The organism is Paenibacillus glufosinatiresistens (assembly GCF_031470375.1).
Taxonomy (GTDB): domain Bacteria; phylum Bacillota; class Bacilli; order Paenibacillales; family Paenibacillaceae; genus Paenibacillus_AQ; species Paenibacillus_AQ glufosinatiresistens.
This window is the reverse complement of the sequence record NZ_JAVFHT010000003.1, coordinates 127,489-143,175: the sequence shown is the minus strand read 5'-3', so window position 1 is coordinate 143,175 and position 15,687 is coordinate 127,489. Positions and strand designations below refer to the sequence as shown.

General features: G+C 58.2%; 14 protein-coding genes. All 14 read right to left on the bottom strand.

Annotation, left to right across the window (positions count from 1 at the left end; translation table 11 throughout):
• Window positions 1–98: 98 nt before the first annotated feature.
• The 14 genes from RBI05_RS05625 to dapG all read right to left on the bottom strand — a co-directional run bounded on the left by RBI05_RS05625 (window position 99) and on the right by dapG (window position 15,633).
• Window positions 99–260 carry a hypothetical protein gene (locus RBI05_RS05625; RefSeq protein WP_191089487.1) on the bottom strand — a complete coding sequence of 54 codons (162 nt, stop codon included), beginning with the start codon at window positions 258–260 and terminating at the stop codon, window positions 99–101.
• A gap of 81 nt (window positions 261–341) precedes the next feature.
• Window positions 342–1,304, bottom strand: a complete 963-nt coding sequence (locus RBI05_RS05620) for a helix-turn-helix domain-containing protein (protein ID WP_310550377.1) — start codon at window positions 1,302–1,304, stop codon at window positions 342–344.
• Between the two features lie 27 nt (window positions 1,305–1,331).
• Window positions 1,332–2,099, bottom strand: a complete 768-nt coding sequence (locus RBI05_RS05615; protein WP_150457285.1) for a DUF3388 domain-containing protein — start codon at window positions 2,097–2,099, stop codon at window positions 1,332–1,334.
• 188 nt (window positions 2,100–2,287) lie between these two features.
• Window positions 2,288–2,551 carry a DUF3243 domain-containing protein gene (locus tag RBI05_RS05610; protein WP_150457284.1) on the bottom strand — a complete coding sequence of 88 codons (264 nt, stop codon included), beginning with the start codon at window positions 2,549–2,551 and terminating at the stop codon, window positions 2,288–2,290.
• 104 nt (window positions 2,552–2,655) lie between these two features.
• Window positions 2,656–3,423 (bottom strand): elongation factor P 5-aminopentanone reductase, encoded by a 768-nt coding sequence (gene ymfI, locus RBI05_RS05605; protein ID WP_310550376.1) that lies wholly within the window; start codon window positions 3,421–3,423, stop codon window positions 2,656–2,658.
• Window position 3,424: 1 nt separating this feature from the next.
• Window positions 3,425–4,705, bottom strand: coding sequence for an EF-P 5-aminopentanol modification-associated protein YfmH (gene yfmH, locus RBI05_RS05600; protein ID WP_310550375.1), 1,281 nt, complete (start codon window positions 4,703–4,705; stop codon window positions 3,425–3,427).
• A 3-nt stretch (window positions 4,706–4,708) separates the two neighbouring features.
• Complete coding sequence (gene yfmF, locus RBI05_RS05595) at window positions 4,709–5,989, bottom strand: EF-P 5-aminopentanol modification-associated protein YfmF (protein WP_310550374.1); 1,281 nt, start codon at window positions 5,987–5,989, stop codon at window positions 4,709–4,711.
• Window positions 5,990–6,198: 209 nt separating this feature from the next.
• Window positions 6,199–7,077, bottom strand: coding sequence for a spore cortex-lytic enzyme (sleB, locus tag RBI05_RS05590; protein ID WP_310550373.1), 879 nt, complete (start codon window positions 7,075–7,077; stop codon window positions 6,199–6,201).
• A 222-nt stretch (window positions 7,078–7,299) separates the two neighbouring features.
• A complete protein-coding gene (locus tag RBI05_RS05585) occupies window positions 7,300–9,984 on the bottom strand; it encodes an FtsK/SpoIIIE family DNA translocase (RefSeq protein WP_310550372.1) in 2,685 nt (894 codons plus the stop codon).
• Between the two features lie 111 nt (window positions 9,985–10,095).
• Complete coding sequence (locus RBI05_RS05580) at window positions 10,096–10,314, bottom strand: YlzJ-like family protein (protein WP_310550371.1); 219 nt, start codon at window positions 10,312–10,314, stop codon at window positions 10,096–10,098.
• Window positions 10,311–11,123 carry a ClpP family protease gene (locus RBI05_RS05575; RefSeq protein WP_310550370.1) on the bottom strand — a complete coding sequence of 271 codons (813 nt, stop codon included), beginning with the start codon at window positions 11,121–11,123 and terminating at the stop codon, window positions 10,311–10,313. The genes RBI05_RS05580 and RBI05_RS05575 overlap by 4 nt, the downstream gene beginning before the upstream one ends.
• Window positions 11,124–11,324: 201 nt before the next feature.
• On the bottom strand, window positions 11,325–13,004 hold the full coding sequence (locus RBI05_RS05570) for a ribonuclease J (protein ID WP_150457278.1): 1,680 nt from the start codon (window positions 13,002–13,004) through the stop codon (window positions 11,325–11,327).
• Between the two features lie 517 nt (window positions 13,005–13,521).
• Complete coding sequence (dapA, locus tag RBI05_RS05565; protein WP_310550369.1) at window positions 13,522–14,397, bottom strand: 4-hydroxy-tetrahydrodipicolinate synthase; 876 nt, start codon at window positions 14,395–14,397, stop codon at window positions 13,522–13,524.
• A gap of 15 nt (window positions 14,398–14,412) precedes the next feature.
• Window positions 14,413–15,633 (bottom strand): aspartate kinase, encoded by a 1,221-nt coding sequence (gene dapG, locus RBI05_RS05560; protein WP_310550368.1) that lies wholly within the window; start codon window positions 15,631–15,633, stop codon window positions 14,413–14,415.
• Window positions 15,634–15,687 lie beyond the last annotated feature (54 nt).

Sequence of the window (15,687 nt, the reverse complement as noted above, 5' to 3'; positions counted from 1 at the left end):
TATCCTTCCACCCATGGAAAAGACCCGCGAACGCGGGTCCTCTCTCCTTGCGGCTTCCGCCGGCTCGGGGGCATGGCGCGCCTGCCCCTTAAGGCAGCCTATCTGCTGCGGGCAGGGTTCCGGAACATATCCAGAATGCCCAGCACGATATGGGCCAGGCCGAATCCCAGAATACCGTAGCCCCAGGCTCCCGGGGTCAAATAATAACCGAGCAGGCTGACAATGATGCCCAGACCGGTTACGATCCAACTGACCGTCATGATCATACACCTCGCTTTGGTGTGAAGAAACTGTGAATCAACGTTAGTTTCTCCATCTGCAACAAGGGTATGCATCGGGGCTTAATCGCCGGATTGTTCTGTGCCGGCTTCTGTTCCGGCAGCATCGCCGGCTGCTCCGCCGTCCGCGGAAGTGCCGGTTCCGCCGCTGTCCAATTCAAGCAGAATTCGCGAGGTCGTCTTGCCGTCCGTCACCGTCTGTCCGTTCACGGTAATGGTGGTGTACGGCGAATTGCCGGATTTGATATACAGGCCCGCGCTGTCCAGCGTATACGTGAAATGATCGCCCGACGCAGTTGTGGCGAAGTTCAGCTTCTCTCCCTTGGAATTCGTTCCCCGGTATACTTCCAGCCAGCTCTCTCCGGTGGCGTCAATGACGACCTGCGGGGCGCTGCCCGTCACTCTGAAGACGGTGGTCTTGCCCGACTTGCGGTCTTGAACGACCGTCCCGTCTGCCTCCGGAGAAGGGGATGGAGACGGCGACGGGGAAGGCTCAACCGACGGCGCAGCCGAAGGATCGGCACCCGCTCCCGCATGGGTAGGCGCCGGGCTTGCGGCCTGTCCGGCCGAAGGGACGGCGCTCGGCAGCTTGGAACTCTCCGTTAAATTCACAGGGTCCGTCTTCTCGCTGTCGGAATGTCCCCAGTTCGAGGCATAGATATAGATCACCGCAAGAATCAACACGGGGAACACCCACATCAGCACCGTCGGAAGCCACTTGACGCTCCGCTGACTCTCCGAACGACGGCTCCGCTGCGACATGACAGTCTCCATCGTCGACGGCTCGGCAGCCGGAGGCTGGACCATTCCCTGCTCCTGCATCAGCTCGTCGGGATTGACTCCGACCGCTTCCGCATACGTTTTGATGAACGCCCGGACATAAAAGCTTCCAGGCAGAGCCTTGTAATCTCCGGCTTCAATCGCTTCCAGGTATTTCTTGCGGATCTTGGTGACTTCCTGGACATCGTCCAGGCTCATCCCCTTCTGCAGTCGCGCTTCCTTCAGCTGCCGGCCAAGTTCCGACATGCTCTCATCTCCTTTTATCCGTCCGGCCTACAGGTCGTCGCTGTAGCTGGCTGTAAAGTTGTCGTACACAATCTCTTCGCCCGGAGTGCTCCGAAGCTCGATAATAATATCAAAATCATCGAACGTGTAGTTCGATTCTCTCACAAAAATATCGGGATGCTCGATCACCTTGGTGCTCGGCATCGACATGATCGCCTCCAGCAGCTGATAGTGCTTCTCGCTGGAACGGATGGTGCTGATGATGCCGTCAATAATGAACACATTATGCGGATTCATCTCGTCCTCGGCCAGCTGGCTTCGGACCGTCTGGCGCAGCAGCGTCGAGGACACAAACGTCCACCGCTTCATCGCGCAGACACTGCCCGCAATAATGGATTCGGTCTTGCCGACGCGCGGCATTCCCCGAAGACCGATGACTTGATTGCCCTCCCGCTTGAACAGTTCGCCCAGGAAATCGACAAGCAGCCCCAGTTCATCCCGGGTAAAACGGAAGGTCTTCCTATCGTCGGAATCCCGGTCGATGTATCGGCCATGCCTTACCGCGAGCCGGTCCACCAGTCTCGGCGAACGCAGCGCGGTCACCGTTATATTCTCCACCTTCTTAAGCATCTGGCCCAGAAGGCTGATCTTCTCGTCGTCGCTGGTCTCCAGCAGCATCCCCCGGGTCTTGCCCTCCACCCCGTTGATGGTCAATATGTTGACTTCCAACATGCCCAGCATGGAAGCGATGTCGCCGAGCAGTCCCGGCCGGTTCTTATGTATCTTGTATTCCAGATACCATTGTTTGTATTCCAAGCGACTACACCCCGTAACTTCCTAGTTCCCGGATTCGACCTCTCCCGCCGGGAAAGGCAAAAAATCGACAGCCCGTTGACGGGTCCGGGTCATGTTAATGATATATAAAAAGAAAATGAAAGGCAAGCCGTGAAAAACCGCATATGTAAAAAGCCCCCGCTAAGGGGAGCTTCTTGCACTGCGGCAGGCTACGCGTTTTTTTTGGCCAGCCTTACCATGAGCGACGCAATGGTATGGCGCTCGGCTTCGTCGCCGACGTCCCACAGCTCCTTGATCGCCCGGTTGGAAGGGTTCTGGGGATCGACTTTGTTATCGAGGAACTCCCCGATCTCAAAGGCCAGCTTGGAAATGGTATCTTCGCTCATTCCCATCTTCTCGGCCTGCACGACCCGTTCTCCCAGAAACTTCTTCCACGTATCAAAATTCTTGATAACGGATGACTCTGTTGACATCTTAAATCCTCCTCATGATGAGATTTAATAGCAACAGTCTTACTATGTCCTTCCGCCATCCCGGTTATGCCTGGTGAGTGTTCCCAAGCTCTCCGAAGACGTTCTCAGGTGATCCAGCCCCCGTTGGGGCTGATGACCTGGCCTGTAATGTAACCGGATTCCGGCAGCGCGAGGAAATAGACGAGCGAAGAGACATCCTCCGGCGACGCGAGCCGTCCCGCAGGAATTTCTTCTTCCAGCGAACGGACCTCTTCATCGGCAAAGCCTTCCATCATCCGGGTCATCACGGCTCCCGGAGCGACGGCGTTCACCGTCACGCCGGAAGGCGCAAGTTCCTTGGCCAGAGCCTTCGTGAATGCATTCATCCCGCCTTTGCTGGCCGAATAGGCCACCTCGCAGGAAGCGCCCGAGATTCCCCACACCGACGAAATATTAATAATTCGGCCATACCGCTGGGAGACCATGTGCCGCATGAAGATCTGGCTGCACATAAAGGCGCTTTTTAAATTCACGGCCATCAGATCGTCCCATTCCGCATCGGTCAAATCCGCCAGCATGCCATAATGCGCCCGTCCCGCGTTGTTCACCAGAATATCGGGCCGCATCCCTTCGGCCTCCAGCCGCTCCGCCATACGCTCCAGCTGGACCCGGTCTCTCAAGTCCGCCTTGACGGTCATCGCCCGGGCGCCCTGCTCCAGACACCGGCGGGCCACTTCATTCGCCGCTTCATGGGACTGCATGTAGTGAATCGCCACACCCATTCCGACTGAAGCGAACCGTTCGGCGATCGCTCCCCCAATGCCGCCGCTGCCCCCCGTGACCAGCACGTTCATCTCCCGAAGGGATTTGGCTCCCCCGGTCTCCTCTCTCATCTCAGGGACTCACCACCAGGGACACGGCAAGCCGGTTCCAGTCCACATGGGAGCGCAGACGTTCATTGACTTCCTCAAGCGTGATCGATTCATAAGTCGGGAGCACCTCGAACAGATCTCCTCCACGGAACTGGTAACGCGTGAATTCATGGGCAATGCTCTCCGGCGAGTTCAGCATGCGAAGGTAGGAGCCGATTTTTTTGCTCCGCGCCCGCTCGAAATCGTCTTCCCGGAAGCCGGAGGCCAGAATTGGCTCTACCAGCTCGCGGAACCGGCCAAGCAGCAGATCGGGGTCCCTCGTATCTCCGCCGATTGCCGAGAAAGCATATTGCGGCGAGCTGTTGAATTCGTGTCCGAAGCTGTCGGAGATCAGGTCTTCTTCATAGAGCGTCTGATAAATATTGGTGCTGCTGCCGACCAGAAGATCCAGCATCAGCTTGGTGATCAGGTCGCGGCGCACCGCTTCCGGGCCGTCAAGGCCGGCTTCCGCCTCCTTGAACCCGAAGAGGCACTTCGGAAGGGAGACCGGGAGTCTGCATTCCTTGCGATTAAGGCCGACCTCCGCCGGTTCCGTCTCGAAGATCCGCTCGATTTCGCCCTGCGGGCCGTAGGACTTGGCTCTCTGATTCTCCCGCACCAGCTTGAAGACCGCTTCGGGATCGACGCCGCCTACAACGAACAGCAGCATGTTGCTCGGATGGTAGAACGCATTGTAGCAGGTATAGAGCGTATCTTTTGTAATCGTGGAGATGGAATCCACCGTACCGGCGATGTCAATGCGGACCGGATGCTTCGTATACATCGCTTCGATCAGTCCGAAATAGACGCGCCAGTCCGGGTTGTCGGCATACATATTGATCTCCTGGCCGATGATGCCCTTCTCCTTCTCCACGTTCTGTTCCGTAAAATAAGGCCGCTGCACAAAGTCGATCAGCGTCGAAAGGTTGGTCTCAATCTTCTCGGTCGCCGAGAAGAGGTACACCGTCTGTTCAAAGCTCGTGAACGCATTGGCGGAAGCTCCGTTGGAAGCAAAGGTGGCGAAGATATCGCCTTCGGGTTCCTCGAACATTTTATGCTCCAGAAAATGGGCGATGCCGTCAGGGACGGTTACTTCCTCCTGCCCCGCTACCCGGAAATGATTGTCCACGGAACCGTATTTGGTTGCGAACGTGGCATAGGTCTTCGTGAATCCCTGCTTCGGCAGGACGTAGACTTGAAGCCCGTTGTCCATCACTTCGCGGTACAGGGTCTCTTGAAGGCGTTCATAATGTAGAGTCTCCATCGGTTAAACCTCCTTCTGTCCGGTCAGGAAATAGATCGTATCCAGCCGGAACGCGTCCGCCGCCTGCTTCACATCGTCCGCCGACACCTGCTGCACCAGATCGATCAGTTCCGAGGTCGTCCGGTCCTTGCCGGACAGCTGGCGGTTGAAGTCGAACGAGATCATTTCAAAAGCCGAATCCTGGATTTCCAGCAGCAGGTTGCGAATCATCGCTTTGGTCTGGTTCAGCTCCAGATCGCTGATATTTCCGCTGCGCATGTCTTCAAGCTGTCGGCGGATAATATCCACCGCCTTGTCATAATTCGGGATCTCGATACCCGACTGGATCGTGCCGATTCCTTTGTGCCCGTCGTAACGGGAGGAAGCGTAGTAAGCCAGACTCTCCTTCTCCCGGACGTTCACGAACAATTTGGAATGCGGATATCCGCCCAGAATTCCGTTGTACATCAGGGCCGCCGGGTAAGCGTCGTCCTTATAGGTGATGGAGGTCCGCTGCCCCATGTTCAGCTTGCCCTGGCCCACATCGAGCTTCTCGACCACCGTCTGGACCTCGCGCGCTTGGGGAATTTGAACGCGGGACTCATACGGAAGCGTGGCGTTTCGCTCCAGGGAGAAGTATTGGCGGGCCAGCCGCTCCACTTCTTCGGCGGTTGTATCTCCAACAACGTACAGATCCAGAATCGCGCCGTCCAGCCAGCTGCGGTAGGAGCTGTACAGGCTCTCCGGCGTTACCGGTTCGAGGTCGGAGCGCTGCCCCAGCGGATACAAGCGGTAAGGTTCATCCTTGCACATCTCTTCAATGCATCGTTCAGCCGCATAGCGGGCCTTGTCGTTGATGATCGCTTCCAGCTTCTTGCGCACGGTCTCTTTCTCTGTGGCCACATAAGCGGAACGGAATGCGCCGTTGTCCAGCAGCGGATGCGTGAGCACCTGGCCGAGAAACTCGAACGATTCGGCGAGCAGGCTCTTCGGACTGGAGACAAAAGCGTCGTTGATCGTGTCCATTCGGAACTGCACAATCTGATAATCGCCGCGCTTGTAGACATCGAAGCCGAATCCGGCTCCGTAGAGCTCCTCCAGCCGCTTCCGGAATTCAGACGTTTCGGGATAAGCGGCCGTGCCCCGGCGAAGCACGAACGGAATAAGCGCCGTCTGCGTAACCGTGTCTTCCGCCAGCGGAATACCGGCGTACAGCGAAATGGCGAAGGTCTTGAATGTCTTGGTCGGCAGCACATGCAGGCGGAGTCCGCCGACGGAACCATGCTGGAACGTGTGATTGGTCAATTCCAAAACTCCTTTTCGTGGGGAGGCATTCTGAAGTCAATGCCTGCGGGATAAGGTGCTTGTTACCATGTTTATGAAGTAATATTTATTCTAAACCATTCCAAACAAAGGAAGCAACCGGAGGAAGAGGCTCCGGTTGCTCCATTTTAGTCGGCTGCCGGATTCCTCCGGCTATCCCGGAAGCAGCCTGCTCCGCAAGGGGTGCTGAATTACATGCAGAAAATATGCTCTCCGATCGTCTTGACCTGCGGACGGCTCCAGATCCACTTGGAGGTTGCCGTCTTGGGATTAAAATAATACAGACACCCGCCGGTCGGGTCCCATCCGTTCAGCGCCTGCTGAACCGCCTTGCGGGCCTGTTCGTTCGGTTCCAGATAAATCTGTCCGTCGGCAACGGCCGTGAAGGCGCCCGGCTGGAAGATGACGCCGGACGGCGTATTCGGGAAGCTCGGGGATTTCACCCGGTTCAGAATTACCGCAGCAACGGCAACCTGGCCTTCAAAAGGCTCCCCGCGCGCTTCGCCGTAGACGGCGTTGGCCATGATCCGCAGGTCGTTCTCCGACAAGCCCATCGTGTTGCCGGAGGACAGCTCCGCCGTATTCTTCGTCTGGTTCCCGCCGGAGCCTGCTGTTCCGTTCTGGCCTTCATCTCCGGAAGCCGTCTTCGGTTCAGTCGGCTTCCAGTCCTTGGTTGCGTTATACAATTTCAGCTTCGTCTTCGCTCCGACGATACCGTCGGCTGTCATTCCGAATTTCCATTGGAACCATTTGACCGAGTTCAGGGTTTTGGAACCGAACTGGCTGTCAATCTTGCCGTCGTAGTAGCCGAGGTATTTCAACCGGCCCTGCAGTTCGTAAATATCCTGACCGGAAGCGCCGTATCGAAGCGGCGTCGTTCCGAAGGCAGGAAGGGCCTCATTGCCAAATTCGTCCGGCCCGGAGAGGGCCCCGTCTTGGCTGGCAAGTGCGGGGGATGGCTTGGAGTCCCGTTCGGGATGCGCGCCTCCTCTGTAGTAGTGTCCGGTCAGCGGAGCCGCAGCGAGCGTAAGAGTCAGTGCGGCCATGATCCACAGCTTCGTTTTGTTCATTTGGCTTCGCTCTACCTTTCTCTTGTAAGTTCTGCATGGATGGCTAAAGTTATTATGACGAAGCCGCGCCGTTCCTATGCATGTCCTTTCCAAGCCTTCTCCCCGCTTTCTTTCCGCCTTGACTTCGCAGGCTCTCTCTGTCCGATGCGCCAAAAAAGCTGCATGCGCCAGCGGAGAATGAACTCCCGTTGACACACGCAGCTTCTGTCCTACAGCCAAAACTTATGAACTGATCCGGCTCTGCTGATATTGCTCCAGCGAGACCAGCACCTCGCGCGGTTTGCTGCCCTCATAGGGGCCGATGACGCCCCGGGCTTCCATCGAATCAATCAGACGGGCGGCCCGGGTATACCCGACGCGCATCCGCCGCTGCAGCAGCGAGACCGAGGCCTGCTTCGCCTCCAGCACAATCTGGACCGCCTGATCGTACATCTCATCCTGCGGCTCGTCCGGGCTGTCGCCGGACTCGTCCACTTCAGGCACGAGCGATTCGTCATACTGCGCCTCTCCCTGGCTGCTCACATACTGCACGATCGCTTCCACTTCGCCGTCGCTCATGAAGGCGCCCTGAACACGAATCGGCTTTGAAGAACCCATCGGCATGAACAGCATGTCTCCGCGGCCCAGCAGCTTCTCGGCGCCCGCCATATCGAGGATGGTCCGCGAATCCACCTGGGAGGACACGCCGAACGCGATGCGGGACGGGATATTCGCCTTGATTACGCCGGTAATGACGTCCACCGAAGGACGCTGCGTAGCGATGATAAGGTGGATGCCTGCGGCGCGGGCCATCTGGGCCAGCCGGCAGATCGCATCCTCTACATCTCCCGCAGCGACCATCATCAGATCGGCAAGCTCATCGACGATAACCACAATATAAGGCAGAACCGCAGCCGGGTTATCCTTCATCAGCGCATTGTAGCCCTCGACATTCCGGGTGCCCGACTTCGAGAACAGCTCGTAGCGCTTCTCCATCTCGACGACAATCTTCTTCAGCGCCAGACTGGCGCGCTTCGGGTCCGTTACAACGGGCGCCATCAAATGAGGTATGCCGTTGTATACATTCAGCTCGACCATCTTCGGATCGACCATCAGGAACTTGACTTCATTGGGCTTTGCCTTATACAGAATACTGGTAATTATCCCGTTAATGCAGACCGACTTGCCCGAACCCGTTGCTCCCGCCACCAGCAGATGGGGCATACGGGCCAGATTCCCGATGATCGTCTGGCCGGAGATATCCCGGCCGAAGGCAATGGTCAGCTTCGATTCCGCGTCCTGGAACGTCTGCGTCTCCATGACCTCGCGCATGGTGACCAGCGACACTTCAGGATTCGGCACTTCGATGCCGATCGCCGATTTGCCGGGAATCGGCGCTTCCATCCGGATATCCTTGGCGGCCAGCGCGAGGGCGATATCGTCGGTCAGACTGACGATCCGGCTGACCTTGACGCCGATATCCGGCTGAATCTCGTACCGGGTCACCGCAGGGCCGCGGACCACTTCCAGCACCTTCGCGCGCACCCCGAAGCTCTCGAGCGTAGCTTCAAGCTTCCGGGCCGTCTGCATGTAGTCGTTCTGATCGCCGCCCTTGCCGGCGCCGCTTGGCTTGGAGAGCAGCCGGAACGGCGGCAGCTTATAAGGTTTAGGCGGCGGAGGCGGAGGCGAAGCGACAGCTTCCCTTTCCTCCCCCGGCGCAGCCGGAGGGTCCCCCGGCAAACCTTCTGCCCCGTCCGGGATTCCGGCGTCGGCTGCCGCCCGGGCCATCCCGGCAGCCGCTTCCGCCGGATCTCCTTCGCCGCTCTGTTCCGACAGGCGGGCGGAGTGCTTCAGGCCGTCGATTCGGGCAGTCGGAGAGAATTCCGACCACTCTTCCCGGTCCTCCCGGCTCAACCCTTCGCTTCGGATGTGCTCGAAGAAGTCCCGGATGATTGGGGTCACTTCCATCGCCTCGTCGTCCAGGTCCTCGGGGTCCTCTTCATCGGCAAGGCTTCTCCAATCGGCCGGCTCGGTAAATCCCGACAGAATCGGCCCGCTGCCTGCGGCCGCCTCTCTCTCCGTCTGCTGCGGCTCCCCGGCCGTTTCCCGTTCTTCGGAACGGGCCCGAATGTTCAGGCGCTTCAGAAGCGCCGCTCCCGAGCGTCCCGGGCTTGCAATCGGCGGTTCTTCATGCTCCTCGTCCTGCGGCACGGCAACCGCCGGCATAGCGGCAGCGGCCGGCTTGCGCCCACCCGCCCGAGGAGCCGCGGGCACTGCCTTGGGACGGTTGGCGGAACGCTGGCGCAGGTTCTCGGCAAGCTTGACCGCCCGAGTGCGGAGCAGCACAGCCAGCTCCACATAGGACAAATTCGTAATCAGCATGAAGCTGATCGCCAGCATGACGATCATCAGCAGCTTGGCTCCGAGGGTACCGAACAGCCACAGCAGCACTGCAAATTGCAGGGCGCCGACATAGCCGCCGCTGATGTCTTTGCCCAGCATGTACATTCCGTGCTCATCCCCGCCCGGCGTCAAGGCTCCGGCCAGATCGCGCTGGGTCTGGGCGATCACTTGTCCCGGCTGAAGCAGATGGATCGGCCCAAGCTTGTGCTCCATAGCCGAAATGCTGCTCATGAGCGTCAGCGCCATGACCAGAAGCAGAACGCCCGTCAGCCTGCTGCTCCAGGAGGACGGCCATCTGCGGTGAATCATGACCATCAGGCCGTACCAGATTCCGGCCAGCGGCAGCGCAAAATAGAACCGCCCCAGCAAATACCCGGAAAGATTGGACAGGGAACGGCCGACCGCCGCTTCGCCCGACAGCGCGATGACGGACAAGGTAATCAGAATAATTCCATAAATTTCATATTTCAAGAAGCTGCCGAGCAGCGCCTGTTTTTTCTTTTTGCGTTTCTTCCGTTTAGCCACGCCAGCCACCCCCGAGCTATCATTATAGCACAATTTGGCATGGCGTACCTATGTTCTCTTTTGTCGGAAAGAGGCGGCTCGGGTCGCTATTTCCCGCTTGTCCGGGCTCGGCTATCCGAGGCTTGAACCAATGACGGAGCCCGGCGCGAACCGGCTGTCCAGATACAGGTTCAGCGGTCCGGCGAGCAGGCGGACAATCCGGTATTGTCCTTCGGGCAGGGGCTCCGCCTCCATCACCATCCCTCCGATCCTCAGCTCGCAAAGAGGCGTAACGGGCGCAAGCGCGCCCTCCCAGACCAGATCCATGCTCGCGACGGTATACAGCGTCATTGCGTCAGCCTCCCTTCGGGCATTGCCGCGTCGGCCGCTTGGCTTGAAGCGATCATCGCGTTCAGCTTCGCCAGCGCCTGGCCGATTCCCCCGACTTCATCCATCAGTCCGAATTTCACGGCATCATAGCCGCCCACCGCCGTTCCGATATCCCGGTTCAGCTCTCCCGTCTTGAACATCAGATCTTTGAAGACCTCCTCGCTGATCCGCGAGTGCGAAGTCACGAACCGCACCACCCGCTCCTGCATTTTCTCCAGGTATTCAAATGTCTGCGGAACTCCGATCACAAGCCCGTTCATCCGGATGGGATGAATCGTCATCGTGGCGCTCTCGGCAATAATGGAATAGGTGGAAGCTACGGCAATCGGCACCCCGATGCTGTGGCCTCCCCCCACTACAACCGTTACCGTCGGTTTCGACAGCGAAGCAATCATCTCCGCAATCGCCAGCCCCGCCTCGACATCCCCGCCCACCGTGTTGAGGATCAGCAGTATGCCCTGAACCGTCTTGCTCTGCTCCGCTGCCACCAGCTGCGGGATAATATGCTCATACTTCGTCGTCTTGTTCTGCGGAGGCAGTACGAAGTGACCTTCAATCTGCCCGATGATCGTCATGCAAAAAATATCCGGCTCGCCTCCGAGCACGGCGTTCTGTCCAAATTCCCGCACGGCTCCGGCCGGGCCGGGAACCGAAACTTGCGGAATCGCTCCCGGCACTAAGCCGGGGCCGGGTCCCTCCGGCGCGGGGGCCGGCTCCTCGGCAAGGTAGCGCCGGGCGTTGCCGCTGTCTGCGGCATGGTTGTCCGTCATCTGAACCCACTCCTTCTCCATTGCGTTCTCGGGGTTAGTATGACTTTAGACCAAGAAGGTCTATGCACGCGGTCTGAAGGGTGGTACACCGGCAGACAGGCGGAACAGACACACCAAGGCCCTCCCCGCCGGAAAGCGTCCATTTTCCGGAGGAAGGGCCCTGATCTTAACCGTTATTCAGATAGAGTCCTTGAAGGCCCCTTAGACTTCCATGATGATCGGAAGGATCATCGGTCTGCGGCGGGTCTGTTCAAAGAGGAACCGGCCCAGGGAATCCTTAACGCTGGTCTTGAGCGAAGCCCACTCGTTGACCTTCTCGCTCATCAGGCGCTGCAGTGTACTGGATACGATGCGGTTGGCTTCATCGAGGAGGCCTTCCGACTCGCGCACATACACGAAGCCGCGGGAAATGATGTCCGGACCGGATACGATAGCGCCGTTCTGCTTGCTCAGCGTAACGACGACAACGAGGATGCCGTCCTGGGACAGCAGCTTGCGGTCGCGGAGAACGATATTGCCGACGTCGCCTACGCCAAGACCGTCAATCAGCACATTGCCGGAAGTCACCTTGCCGGCGCGGCGGGCCGAACCGTTCTGGATTTCGACCATTTCGCCGATCTCGGTAATAAAGATATTGTCGGGATCCACGCCGACGGATTCCGCCAGCAGGGAATGTCTGCGCTGCATCCGGTATTCGCCATGGATCGGAATAAAGAACTTCGGCTTCATCAGGTTGAGCATCAGCTTGAGCTCTTCCTGGCTGCCGTGACCGGAGACGTGTACGCCGGAATTGGAGCCGCTGTAAATAACGTTGGCGCCCAGGCGGAACAGTTCGTCGATCGTCCGGCCGACATACTTCTCATTGCCCGGAACCGGTGTGGCGGCGATGATGACCGTATCGCCCGGCAGAATGTCCACCTTGCGGTGGCTGGAACGGGCCATCCGGGTAAGGGCCGACATCGGCTCGCCCTGGCTGCCTGTGCAGAGCACGACAACGCGGTTGGCGGCCATGCGGTTCATCTCTTCCGGTTCAATCAGCATGCCGTCCGGCAGATGCAGATAACCCAGCTCGGAAGCGATCGACACTACGTTGACCATGCTCCGGCCGATGACCGTGATCTTGCGGCCGGTCTGTTCAGCGGCATTGACAACCTGCTGAATGCGGTGCACGTTGGAAGCGAAGGTCGCCACCACGACGCGCTGGTCGGCCTTGCGGAAGATATCTTCCAGCACAACGCCCACATTCTTCTCCGAAGGCGTGAAGCCCGGCTTCTCGGCATTGGTGCTGTCGGACATCAGGGCAAGCACGCCCTTCTGTCCAATCTCGGCCATCCGGTGCAGGTTGGCATATTGTCCGTTGACCGGCGTGTGGTCGAACTTGAAGTCGCCGGTGTGAACGACGTTGCCTTCGGGCGTCTCGATGCAGATGCCGACGGAATCCGGAATACTGTGGTTCGTCCGGAAGAAGGTTGCCACCAAGGTGTTCCCCAGCTTCACGACCGAATCCTCATGGATGAGAATGCGCTTCGTCTCGCCGAGCATATTCGCTTCCTTCAGCTTGTTCTCCACCAGACCCAGCGTCAGCTTCGTTCCGTAGACCGGAACATTCAGATGCTTGAGCACATAAGGCAATCCACCGATATGGTCTTCGTGGCCGTGCGTCAGCAGAATGCCGCGCACCTTATCGCGGTTCTCCGTCAAGTACGAAATGTCCGGAATAACGATGTCGATACCGAGCATGTCCTCTTCGGGGAATTTAAGCCCGGCGTCCACGACGACGATGTCGTTGCCGTATTGGACGACGTACATGTTCTTCCCGATTTCGCCGACTCCGCCTAATGCGAAGATCGTAAGTTTATCATTGTTGTTTTTTTTGGACAAATGAATCTAACCCTCCTAGTAAATTTGGACGCAAAATATATGGTTGTTTCATGGCTTCCACAATCCAGGCAGCGCTGAACACATCATTGAAACTGCTGATTTCCCTTCAGACACGGGCGAATGCCGTCCGAAACTCCGAAAAAAGATACAACAACGAAAGCCCCCTTGTTCCAAGGAAAGCGATCTCCATTCTTCAAAGCGGACGCTGATGTCAAGCCTGACGCCGAACCCGGCCCATACACTTCCGGTTTCGGGCGCAAATCGGCCCGATAGGCTCTCACCGTGTCCAGTCATGCCGTGTCGCATGACAGAAAATCACTGCATTTTTAATTAACCGCACCCAGTCACTTGCATCCATTATACATGATAAATTTAACAAAAGACAAGTCAGGACCTTCTCTCCGCTATTTTATCCGCAATTGTCTCTCTTTATTTAGACGCGAAGAAGCCGCCTTCGGGAAGGAAGGCGGCCTCTATAACATTCCGGTTCACCGGATTTACCGGACGTCCGGGCGTTCTATTGAAGGAGTTGACGGATGAATTCGGCTTCCGCTTCGCTGGGGTCTACCAGAGGAAGACGGACGGAACCCACCGTCACGCCGCGCAGCTCAAGCGCATACTTGACGGCGGAAGGGTTCGGCAGCGGCTGGGGACATTCGAACAAGCCCTTGAACAGCGGGAACAGCTCCCGGTGAACCCGGCCCGCCGACGCGATATCCCCCGATATGAACGAACGGATCATGGCGGACATTTGGGCTCCGGCGATATGGCTGGCGACGCTGATAATGCCGTGCGCGCCTACAGCCAGCATCGGCAGCCCAGCCGCGTCGTCCCCCGAATACACGTGGAACCCGTCAGCGCAGTTCGCCGCAATCAGCGCCACATTATCGCAGGAAGCGCATTCCTTCGTGGCCACGATTCCCGGTACCCGGGAGAGGCGGACCGTAGTCTCCGGAGACAGGCATACCCCTGTCCGGCCCGGAACATTATACAGAATCAACGGCAGATCACTCTCGGCGGCGACAGCCGAGAAATGACGATAAAGCCCTTCCTGGTTGGGCTTGTTGTAATACGGCACGACCAGAAGCGCCGCATCGACGCCCAGCTGCTCGGCCTGCTTGGTTAAGGCGATCGAGTGTTTCGTGCTGTTGCTGCCTGTGCCCGCAATGACCTTGCAGCGGCCGGCGGCCTTCTTCAGCACAAAGGAAAACATCTCCAGCTTTTCTTCATCGCTCAGCGTAGGCGACTCGCCCGTCGTTCCCCCGACGACAAGTCCCTCCGACTTCTGCTCTTCAATCAGGTAGTCCACCAGGCGCGCGGTCGCCTCCCAGTCAATCTCCCCCTCCTTGTTAAAAGGAGTCACCATGGCTGTTATCAGTCTTCCGAATTCCACTCTGTATTCCTCCCCTTAACGGTGTAGTTCGAATTTGGAATGCAGCGCGCGCAGCGATTGCACCATGTCTTCCTTCTTCACCAGCACCCAGATCGTCGTGTTGGAATCCGCGGATTGCAGAATCTGGATATTCTGCGTACTGAGGGCTTCCACGATCCGGGCCATGATCCCGGGAACGCCGTTGATGCCCCCTCCGATGACGGACACCTTGACGCAGCCCGACAGGCTCTTGGGCCGAAGGCCAAGCTCCTGCAGCGCGGCAATCGCTTTTTCTGAATTGTTGTCAAAGACCGTATAGACGGCGCTGGTCGGGGTCACGTTGATAAAATCGACGCTGATCCCGTTGTCGGCCATCGCCTTGAAGATCTGAAGCTGAACGCCGGAGACGTTGCCGTCCGGGCATCCCACGGAAATCTGGGTGATGTTGTTGACATAGGCAATGCCGGTAACGAACCGGTCCACGATGCCGGGCTGGGCGTCCTTGAAGGCTTCCGGCTGTGTAACCAGCGTCCCTTCGCTCTCCGAGAAGGTGGAGCGGACGCGCACCGGAATCTGCGCCTGCATGGCGATCTCCACGGCTCTGGGATGAATGACCTTCGCTCCCTGGTACGCCATATTGCAGATCTCAGTATAGCTGACAAAACCAAGCGGACGCGCATCCTCGACGATTCGGGGATCGGCGGTCAGAATGCCGTCCACGTCCGTATAAATATCGACCATATCCGCCCGGAGCGCAGCCCCAAGCGCAGTCGCCGATGTGTCGCTGCCGCCGCGGCCCAGCGTCGTGAAGTCGCCTTCTTCCGTCTGTCCCTGGAATCCGGTGACAATGACGACCTTCTGGGCACGCAGTTCACGGAGAATCCGTTCCGGCCGCACATCGAGAATCCGGGCATTGCCAAAGCTGGCATCCGTTAAAAAACCGGCTTGCGCGCCGGTAAGCACTGTGGACGGAACGCCTTCGCTCTCCAGCAATCCGCACAGCGTGGCAGCCGATATAATCTCCCCGCAGCACATCAGCAGGTCCTTCTCCCGTTCCGGAAGCGCATTGCCGTTCTGTACCGCCCAATCCAGAAGCGTGTCCGTCGCATACGGTTCGCCGCGGCGGCCCATGGCCGACACGACGATGACCAGGCTGTGCCCGGCCGCAAGCTCCCGTTTGACATGACGGATGACATGCTCTCTTGCCTGCGGGGTCGACAGCGACGTTCCGCCGAATTTTTGCACCAAAATGCCCATGACTATTCCTCCATTAAGTAAACGAAACAACGGGGTCTCCCTGCCGGTACCCTT

What these genes read in the sequence shown, in the direction of transcription:
- dapG (WP_310550368.1), bottom strand. Translation starts at nt 15,633, where the DNA reads ATGGGCATTTTGGTGCAAAAATTCGGCGGAACGTCGCTGTCGACCCCG.
- RBI05_RS05580 (WP_310550371.1), bottom strand. Translation starts at nt 10,314, where the DNA reads ATGACGCTGTATACCGTCGCGAGCATGGATCTGGTCTGGGAGGGCGCG.
- ymfI (WP_310550376.1), bottom strand. Translation starts at nt 3,423, where the DNA reads ATGAGAGAGGAGACCGGGGGAGCCAAATCCCTTCGGGAGATGAACGTG.
- yfmH (WP_310550375.1), bottom strand. Translation starts at nt 4,705, where the DNA reads ATGGAGACTCTACATTATGAACGCCTTCAAGAGACCCTGTACCGCGAA.
- RBI05_RS05620 (WP_310550377.1), bottom strand. Translation starts at nt 1,304, where the DNA reads ATGTCGGAACTTGGCCGGCAGCTGAAGGAAGCGCGACTGCAGAAGGGG.
- RBI05_RS05575 (WP_310550370.1), bottom strand. Translation starts at nt 11,123, where the DNA reads ATGACGGACAACCATGCCGCAGACAGCGGCAACGCCCGGCGCTACCTT.
- RBI05_RS05625 (WP_191089487.1), bottom strand. Translation starts at nt 260, where the DNA reads ATGACGGTCAGTTGGATCGTAACCGGTCTGGGCATCATTGTCAGCCTG.
- sleB (WP_310550373.1), bottom strand. Translation starts at nt 7,077, where the DNA reads ATGAACAAAACGAAGCTGTGGATCATGGCCGCACTGACTCTTACGCTC.
- RBI05_RS05610 (WP_150457284.1), bottom strand. Translation starts at nt 2,551, where the DNA reads ATGTCAACAGAGTCATCCGTTATCAAGAATTTTGATACGTGGAAGAAG.